Raw genomic sequence first — 8,269 nt, 5'->3', positions numbered from 1 at the left:
GCTCGGCTGTTTCACCGGCTTCGGTCAGGCGTCGCGGATGACGCAATTCAAGGACAAGTCGCAGAAGGAGGGCAGCGACGCCACCACCGTAGGCCTGTTCACCTACCCCGTGTTGATGGCCGCCGACGTATTGCTCTACGACACCGACGTCGTGCCCGTCGGGGAAGACCAGCGTCAGCACCTGGAGTTGGCACGCGACGTCGCGCAGCGCTTCAACTCGCGGTTTCCCGACACGTTCGTCATCCCCGAGCCGATGATCCCGAAGGCGACCGCCAAGATCTACGACCTGGCCGACCCCACGGCGAAGATGAGCAAGTCGGCGTCCACCGATGCCGGGCTGATCATGCTACTCGATGACCCGAAAGTCACCGCCAAGAAGATCCGGTCGGCGGTCACCGACAGCGAGCGCGAGATCCGCTATGACCCCGAGGCGAAACCCGGCGTGTCCAATCTGCTGACAATCCAGGCCGCGGTGACCGGCGCCGACATCGACAAGCTCGTCGACGGCTATGCCGGCCGCGGCTACGGCGACCTGAAGAAGGACACCGCCGACGCGGTGGTGGAATTCGTCACCCCGATCAAGACCAGGGTCGACGAGTTGCTCTCCGATACCACCGAGCTCGAGGGCGTCCTCGCCGCCGGCGCCACCCGCGCCAACGAGGTGTCTGCCAGGACATTGAAGCGGGTATATGAGCGGCTAGGGTTTCTACAGCAGTCGCCATAGCGTTCTCGGGAGGTCGGCATGGGCGAACCGGCCGAGCCTGGAATTCTTGACCGCTACCGCGCCCGGTACAAGTGGTTCGACCATGTGATGCGCGCCCAGTCGCGCTACCAGGACAGCAAAGGTGACTTCTACGCCGCAGGCATCACCTACTTCACGATCTTCGCGCTGTTCCCGATGCTGATGGTCGCCTTCGCGATCACCGGCTTCGTGCTGGCCAGCCAGCCGGAACTGCTGGCCGAGATCACCGACCGCATCAAGGCAAGTGTTTCTGGGGACCTCGGATCTCAGCTGGTGAAGTTGATGGATTCTGCGATCGAGTCGCGCACATCGGTCGGCGTCATCGGGTTGGCGACGGCGGCGTGGGCGGGCCTGGGGTGGATGGCCAACCTCCGCGAGGCGCTGAGCCAGATGTGGGGGCTGATGCGGCACGACTCCCGCGGCTTCATCCGTACCAAGATCTCCGACCTCATCGCGATCGTCGGCTTGTTCGGTGCGATCGTGCTCACGATAGCGCTGTCGGCGTTGAGTAGTTCGGGCCTGATGCGTGGAATCGTCAAATGGCTTGGTCTACAAGATTTTCCGGGGGTCAGCATCGGGCTGCGCATTGCCTCGCTCGTCATCTCACTGCTGATCTCGTGGCTGTTGTTCACGTGGATGATCGCGCGGTTGCCCCGGGAGTCGGTCAGCTTCCGCAGCGCCGCGCGGGCCGGGCTGATGGTCGCGGTGGCATTCGAGATCTTCAAACTGGTGGCATCGATCTACCTGAGGTCGGTGGTGACGGGCCCCGCCGGCGCCACGTTCGGTCCGGTGCTCGGCCTGATGGTGTTCGCCTACATCACCGCCAGGATGATCCTGTTCGCCACCGCATGGGCGGCCACGGCCAGGGAAAACCTGGAGGCCGCCCCCGTCGAGCCGCCCGCCGGAGCCGTGATCAACCCTCGCGTACAGGTACGCGAAGGAATCGGGCCCGTTGGGGCGCTGACCGCTGCGGCCGTGGGAGCCCTTGGCGCACTCGGCTTTTCACATCTGGCCCGGCGTCGTTGACGTGACTAATTCTGAGGCCTGCGGTTCAGCGAGCGCGCGGCCATGATGAGGCAGAACACGATCACCGCACCGACGAACGCAACACCGACCCGCACCGGCATTGCGTCGGCCGCGGGCAACGCGGGCGCGGCCTTCACCGTGGTGGGGTCTCCAGCTTTCTGCGGGGCGACCACCAGCGACGGATCCGGTTCGACGAGCGTGCCGACCTTTGTGCCGGGCGCGGTCGCAAAGCCGTAGTCCAGCAGGTGTGCCGCCTGCTCCCACGGGGCGATCGGCTGGCGAGTGCCGTGCAACAGCACCGCCACCAGCCTGCGGCCGTCCCGGTTGGCGGCGCCGACGAAGGTCTGGCCCGCGTCGTCGGTGTAACCGGTCTTGCCGCCCATCGCGCCGGGATAGTTGATGAGCAACTTGTTGTCGTTCTCGATCGGATATCCGGCGTCACCGCGACCCGGAAAATCGAACTCGCGCGTCGCGACGATCTCGGCGAATGTCGGGTTCTGCCAGGCGTATCGGTAGAACAGCCCGATGTCGTAGGCCGATGTGCTCATGCCCGGTCCGTCGAGGCCAGACGGTGTGGCCACCCGGGTGTCGCGGCCACCCAGCTTGGCCGCCAGGTCGTTGAGCTTCGTCAGCGTGGCGTCCATTCCGCCCAGCTGCATGGCCAGGGCGTGGGCGGCGTCGTTGCCGGAGTGCATGAGCAGCCCGTGCAGGATGTCGCCGACGGAGTAGTGGCCGCCTTCGCCGATACCGACCTTCGTGCCCTCGGCGGCCGCGTCGTCGGCGGTGCCGGCCACCACTTTGTGGACCGGCAGGTCGCGCAGCGCCTGGATGGCCACCAGCACCTTGATGATGCTCGCCGGGCGGTGCCTGCCGTGCGGATCCTTGGCGGCGATGACGTCGCCAGTGTCGAGGTCGGCGACCAGCCAGGCCTCTGCGGAGATGTCGCCCGGAACCGGCGGTGTGCCGGGCGCGGCGATGATGCCACAGCCAGCTAGGGCGTCGCCGCCGACCGGGTCGGACGGCACGGCCAGCGGTTGGGGCGGGTCACCGGCCGTCGGCACCTCCGACGAGTCGACCGCCGGCGGCGTGTTGACCCGATACGGGCAGGCATCGGGCGCGGCGTTGGGCTCGGCATTCGCCAGCGCCGGGCCTGCCGTCAGGAAAAGCGCCGCTACCAGGGCGCCAGCGCGCCGAGCCGCAGATGTGAACGTCGCCATCGTCCCCGCAGATTAGGCGATGGCCAAGGGGTTTTTCGGGAGCCACGCTGTGACTACTGTGCCTCAAGTTGCGTTTGTGACGCACAGTCAGGCCACCACTCGCCGAAATTCGACTTTTGCAGGGAAAGTTCGAGTAGAACTCTGCAAAAGTCGAATTTGGAGGGATTCGCTGGGTGCTCAGAGCATCCGGCTGGCTTCGCCCAGCACCCGGTGCAGGATGTCGTAGATCGCGTCGAACTCCTTCTGCCCGCTGATCAGCGGGGGAGCAAGTTGCACTACGGGATCGCCGCGGTCGTCGGCGCGGCAGTACAGGCCGGCCTCGAACAGCGCGGGGGTCAGGAAGCCGCGCAGCAGCCGCTCGGATTCCTCGTCGGTGAACGTCTCCTTGGTGGCCTTATCCTTGACCAGCTCGATGCCGTAGAAGAAGCCCTCGCCGCGTACATCGCCGACGATCGGAAGGTCGTACAGCTTCTCCAGCGTCGCGCGGAACGCGGGCGCGTTCTCCTTGACGTGGTCGTTGATGCCTTCGCGTTCGAAGATGTCGAGGTTGGCCAGCGCGACCGCCGAGGACACCGGGTGCCCGCCGAACGTATAGCCGTGCGCGAACGTCGTCTTGCCGTCGTTGAACGGCTCGAAAAGCGTGTCGCTGGCGATCATTGCGCCGATCGGCGAGTAGCCGGACGTCAGTCCTTTGGCACAGGTGATCATGTCGGGCACGTAGCCGAAGTCGTCACAGGCGAACATCGACCCGATGCGGCCGTACGCGCAGATCACCTCATCGGACACCAGCAGCACGTCGTAGGCATCGCAGATCTCGCGGACCCGCTCGAAATACCCTGGCGGCGGCGGGAAGCAGCCGCCGGCGTTCTGTACCGGTTCCAGGAACACCGCGGCGACGGTGTCGGGGCCCTCGAACTCGATGGCCTCGGCGATCCGGTCGGCGCAATACGCGCCGAACGCCTTGACGTCGGTGTGGTACGGCTCCGGCGCGCGGTAAAAGTTCGTGTTCGGCACGCGGAAGCCGCCGGGCGTCAGCGGCTCGAAGGGCGCCTTGAAGGTCGGCAGACCGGTGATGGCCAGCGCCCCCTGCGGGGTGCCGTGGTAGGCGATCGAACGCGAGACCACCTTGTGCTTGCCCGGCTTGCCGGTGAGTTTGAAGTAGTTCTTGGCCAGCTTCCACGCGGTCTCGACGGCCTCCCCGCCGCCGGTGGTGAAGAAGACGCGGTTCAAATCGCCCGGAGCGTAATTCGCTACGCGCTCGGACAATTCGATCGCCGGGGGCGTGGCATAAGACCACAACGGAAAGAACGACAGCGTCTCGGCCTGTTTGGCAGCGGCCTCCGCGAGCTCCTTGCGACCGTGGCCGACCTGCACGACGAACAGGCCGCTCAACCCGTCGATGTAACTCTTGCCCTTGTCATCCCAGATCGTCACACCCTCGCCGCGGGTGATGATCGGGGGCGCGATTCCGTTGCCGTGCCGTGCGAAGTGACCCCACAGATGCCGGTTCGCCTTGCTCGCTAGATCGCTTGAAACCTCCGGTGCTACACCGGTTGTCGTCATCGTGTGCCCCAATTATATTGTTGTTTAACCAATTTCAGATATACGAGTGTTTCGGTGGAGAGCACACCCGGCAGTGCGCGGATTTGGGTGTTGAGCAGATCCAGCAGATCGTCGTCGTCCTCACAGACCACTTCGATGATGACGTCGAAGGAACCAGCGGTCAGCACCACATACTCGACCGCATCGATGGCGGCCAGCTTGTCGGCCACCAGCGTCGTGTCGCCCGTGCAGCGGATCCCGATCATCGCCTGCCGGGCGAAGCCCAGCTGCATGGGATCGGTGACAGCGACGATCTGCATCACGCCCGCGTCGACCATGCGTTGGACCCGCTGCCGCACCGCGGCTTCGGAGAGTCCGACCGCCTTGCCGATCCCCGCATACGATCGACGACCGTCCTGTTGCAGCTTCTCGATGATCGCTTTGGACAGGTCGTCGAGTTGCACCGCCGCTCCGGGACGCGTTTGAACGCGCTGGAAGATGGGCTGGGCGGCGTCAGCACCCGGGTTGGCCATGCCTGTGATTGTGCACGGAATCCGTCGTTACAAGCAACCAAAGCTATGAAATCACGCGCAGAGCTATCCGGAGACGGCAGGAATGCGTAGCCCGTGTGCCAGAGTCAGTTAGCGTTGGGCCATGACTGCGACGGTATCGGCCTCCTCCGGCATCAGAGCCAGCAGCTGGATAAACGGCACGGCGGTGACCACCGGCGGCGCCGTTCATCAGGTCGTCAACCCGGCCAACGGCGACGTCGTCGCCGAACTGGCTCTGGCCACCCCGGCCGATGTCGACGCGGCCGTTGCGGCAGCGCGACGAGCTCAGCCCGGCTGGGGGAGCGCCACCCCGGTCGAGCGCGCGACGACGCTGGCCAAGCTCGCCGCGCTGATGGCCGAGCACGCCGACGAACTGATCACCGAGGAAGTGAGTCAAACCGGCAAGCCGGCGCGGCTGGCCCGCGAATTCGATGTGCCGGGCAGCATCGACAACGTCGAGTTCTTCGCGGGGGCAGCGCGTCACCTCGAGGGCAAGGCCACCGCCGAGTACTCCGGCGACCACACCTCCAGCATCCGGCGCGAAGCCGTCGGTGTCGTCGCCACCATCACGCCGTGGAACTATCCGTTGCAGATGGCGGTGTGGAAGGTGCTTCCGGCATTGGCCGCCGGATGCAGCGTCGTCATCAAACCCGCCGAGCTGACACCGTTGACCACGCTGACGTTGGCGCGGCTGGCCACCGCGGCGGGCCTGCCCGACGGCGTGTTCAACGTCGTGACCGGAGCGGGCGGTGACGTCGGCACGGCGCTGGCCGGTCACCCCGACGTCGACGTCGTCACCTTCACCGGGTCGACGCCAGTGGGCCGAAAGGTGATGGCCGCCGCTGCGATACACGGGCATCGCACACAACTCGAGCTCGGCGGCAAGGCGCCGTTCGTGGTGTTCGACGACGCCGACCTCGACGCCGCGATCCAGGGCGCGGTCGCCGGCGCGCTGATCAACACCGGACAGGATTGCACCGCCGCCACCAGGGCGATCGTCGCGCGCGAGCTGTACGACGACTTCGTCGCCGGCGTCGCCGAAGTGATGAGCGAGATCGTTGTCGGCGATCCGAACGACGAGGACACCGATCTGGGGCCGTTGATCTCAATGGCGCACCGTGCCAAGGTCTCCGGCATGGTGGAGCGGGCGCCCGGTCAGGGCGGCCGCATCGTCACCGGTGGCAGTGCGCCCGATCGGCCCGGTTCGTTCTACCGGCCGACGGTGATCGCCGACGTCGCCGAGGACTCCGAGGTGTACCGCGACGAGATCTTCGGGCCGGTGCTGACCGTGCGGTCGTTCACCGACGACGACGACGCGCTGCGCCAGGCCAACGACACGGCTTACGGGCTTGCGGCATCGGCGTGGACCCGTGACGTCTACCGAGCACAGCGCGCGTCGCGCGAGATCCGGTCAGGATGCGTGTGGATCAACGACCACATCCCGATCATCAGCGAGATGCCGCACGGCGGTGTCGGCGCGTCGGGGTTCGGCAAGGACATGTCGGACTACTCGTTCGAGGAGTACCTCACGATCAAGCACGTGATGAGCGACATCACCGGTGTCGCCGAGAAGGACTGGCACCGCATCATCTTCAGCAAGCGGTAGGCCATTGACGGTCCGCGCGCCGAGCATCCCGACGCGCCGGCGTGAGTGAGTTAGGTCACAAAGCGAAATGGGTATTCCGGCCGGATCGTCAAGATCAACAGGAGCGCCCATGACCGCCGAGCCGGGATTGAAGAAGTCTCTGAGTCAGCGTCAGCTGAGGATGATCGCGATCGGCGGGGTCATCGGCGCAGGCTTGTTCGTCGGCTCAGGAGTCGTGATGGGCGACACCGGGCCCGGCGCCTTCATCACCTACGCGCTGTCCGGTCTGCTGATCATCATGGTGATGCGGATGCTCGCCGAGATGGCGGTCGCCGACCCGTCGACGGGCTCGTTCGCCGACTACGCGCGCGACGCCCTCGGCCATTGGGCCGGCTTCTCCGTCGGCTGGCTTTACTGGTACTTCTGGGTGATCGTCGTCGGCTTCGAGGCGATCGCGGGCGCGAAGATCGTCCAGTACTGGCTCGGCATCCCATTGTGGTTGTGCGCCTTGATCTTTATGGTCCTGATGACCGCAACGAACCTGTTCTCGGTCAAGTCCTACGGTGAATTCGAGTTCTGGTTCGCCGGCATCAAGGTGGCGGCAATCTTGGCGTTCATCGCGATCGGCGCCTGCTTCGTGCTTGGCCTGTGGCCCGACAAGCCAACTGACTTCTCCAACCTGTGGACCCACGGCGGGTTCATGCCGATGGGAGCCGGCGTTATCACCGTCGGCATCGTCACGGTCATCTTCTCGATGGTCGGTCCTGAGATCGCAACGATCGCGGCCGCCGAGTCGTCGGATCCCGAGAGGGCGGTCGCGAAGGCCGCCACGTCGGTGATCTGGCGGATCCTGATCTTCTACGTCCTGTCAGTGTTCCTGCTCGTCACGATCGTGCCGTGGGATAGCGAAGACCTGGCCGCATCGCCGTTCGTCGCTGCATTCACGAAGATGGGAATTCCCTACGCCGACGACATTATGAACGCCGTCGTGCTGACGGCGGTGCTCAGCTGCCTGAACTCAGGGATGTACACGGCGTCGCGGATGTTGTTCGTGCTGGCGGCGCGCAACGAGGCGCCCGAACTGCTGGTGCGACTGTCGCGTCGCGGCGTGCCCGTCAACGCCATCCTGTTCTCGTCGATCGTCGGGTTCGCCTGCGTCATCGCCGCCGCGTTCGCGGAGAAAACCATCTTTGCGTTCCTGCTCAACTCGAGCGGTGCGATCATCCTGTTCGTCTACATCCTGATCGCCATCTCGCAAATCACCTTGCGCCGCCGCAATTCCGGCGCCGACTACCGGCTGAAGATGTGGTTCTTCCCGGTGCTGTCGGTCCTCACCACGCTCGCGATGCTGGCGATCCTGGTGCAGATGTTTTTCGATGACGAGCTCCGTTCCCAGCTGCTGCTCAGCCTGTTGTCGTGGGCCGTTGTGTTGGTGGTGTTCTTCCTCAACCTACTGTTCAACGCGCGCCACCAGGTCGACGCCGGCACCGCGGAGACGAAAGCCCGCACGATGCTCAGCTGATGCGAATCAGTTTCTTGTTGACGAATTCGTCGATGCCGTAGCGGCCGAGCTCCCGGCCGAAGCCCGACCGCTTCACGCCACCGA

At 65.3% G+C, this 8,269-nt stretch carries 6 protein-coding genes and 1 pseudogene; 4 read left to right on the top strand and 3 right to left on the bottom strand.

Annotated elements, in window-relative coordinates; translation table 11 throughout:
- A partial coding sequence (gene trpS / locus A5651_RS12205) for a tryptophan--tRNA ligase (RefSeq protein ID WP_066980384.1) occupies positions 1 to 724 on the top strand: 724 nt, incomplete at its 5' end.
- Between the two features lie 18 nt (positions 725 to 742).
- Complete coding sequence (gene yhjD, locus A5651_RS12200) at positions 743 to 1,768, top strand: inner membrane protein YhjD (protein WP_066980381.1); 1,026 nt, start codon at positions 743 to 745, stop codon at positions 1,766 to 1,768.
- Positions 1,769 to 1,773: 5 nt separating this feature from the next.
- On the opposite strand, the gene A5651_RS12195 is transcribed toward yhjD, so the two are convergent.
- The 3 genes from A5651_RS12195 to A5651_RS12185 form a co-directional block, all read right to left on the bottom strand.
- Positions 1,774 to 2,985 carry a D-alanyl-D-alanine carboxypeptidase family protein gene (locus A5651_RS12195; protein WP_066980378.1) on the bottom strand — a complete coding sequence of 404 codons (1,212 nt, stop codon included), beginning with the start codon at positions 2,983 to 2,985 and terminating at the stop codon, positions 1,774 to 1,776.
- Positions 2,986 to 3,162: 177 nt separating this feature from the next.
- Positions 3,163 to 4,548: an aspartate aminotransferase family protein gene (locus A5651_RS12190; RefSeq protein ID WP_066980375.1), complete on the bottom strand. Its 1,386-nt coding sequence runs from the start codon at positions 4,546 to 4,548 to the stop codon at positions 3,163 to 3,165.
- Positions 4,545 to 5,060, bottom strand: coding sequence for an Lrp/AsnC family transcriptional regulator (locus A5651_RS12185; RefSeq protein ID WP_066980372.1), 516 nt, complete (start codon positions 5,058 to 5,060; stop codon positions 4,545 to 4,547). Before A5651_RS12185 ends, A5651_RS12190 begins: the two co-directional genes overlap by 4 nt.
- 121 nt (positions 5,061 to 5,181) lie before the next feature.
- Between A5651_RS12185 and A5651_RS12180 the strand changes: the two genes are divergently transcribed.
- Positions 5,182 to 6,684: a gamma-aminobutyraldehyde dehydrogenase gene (locus A5651_RS12180; protein WP_066980366.1), complete on the top strand. Its 1,503-nt coding sequence runs from the start codon at positions 5,182 to 5,184 to the stop codon at positions 6,682 to 6,684.
- 109 nt (positions 6,685 to 6,793) lie between these two features.
- Positions 6,794 to 8,161, top strand: a pseudogene (locus tag A5651_RS12175) (amino acid permease); the annotation flags it as partial.
- Positions 8,162 to 8,269 lie beyond the last annotated feature (108 nt).

The organism is Mycobacterium sp. 1274761.0, assembly GCF_001668615.1.
GTDB lineage: Bacteria > Actinomycetota > Actinomycetes > Mycobacteriales > Mycobacteriaceae > Mycobacterium.
The sequence above is the reverse complement of the archived record's forward strand: the minus strand, read 5'-3'. Positions and strand labels throughout refer to the sequence as shown.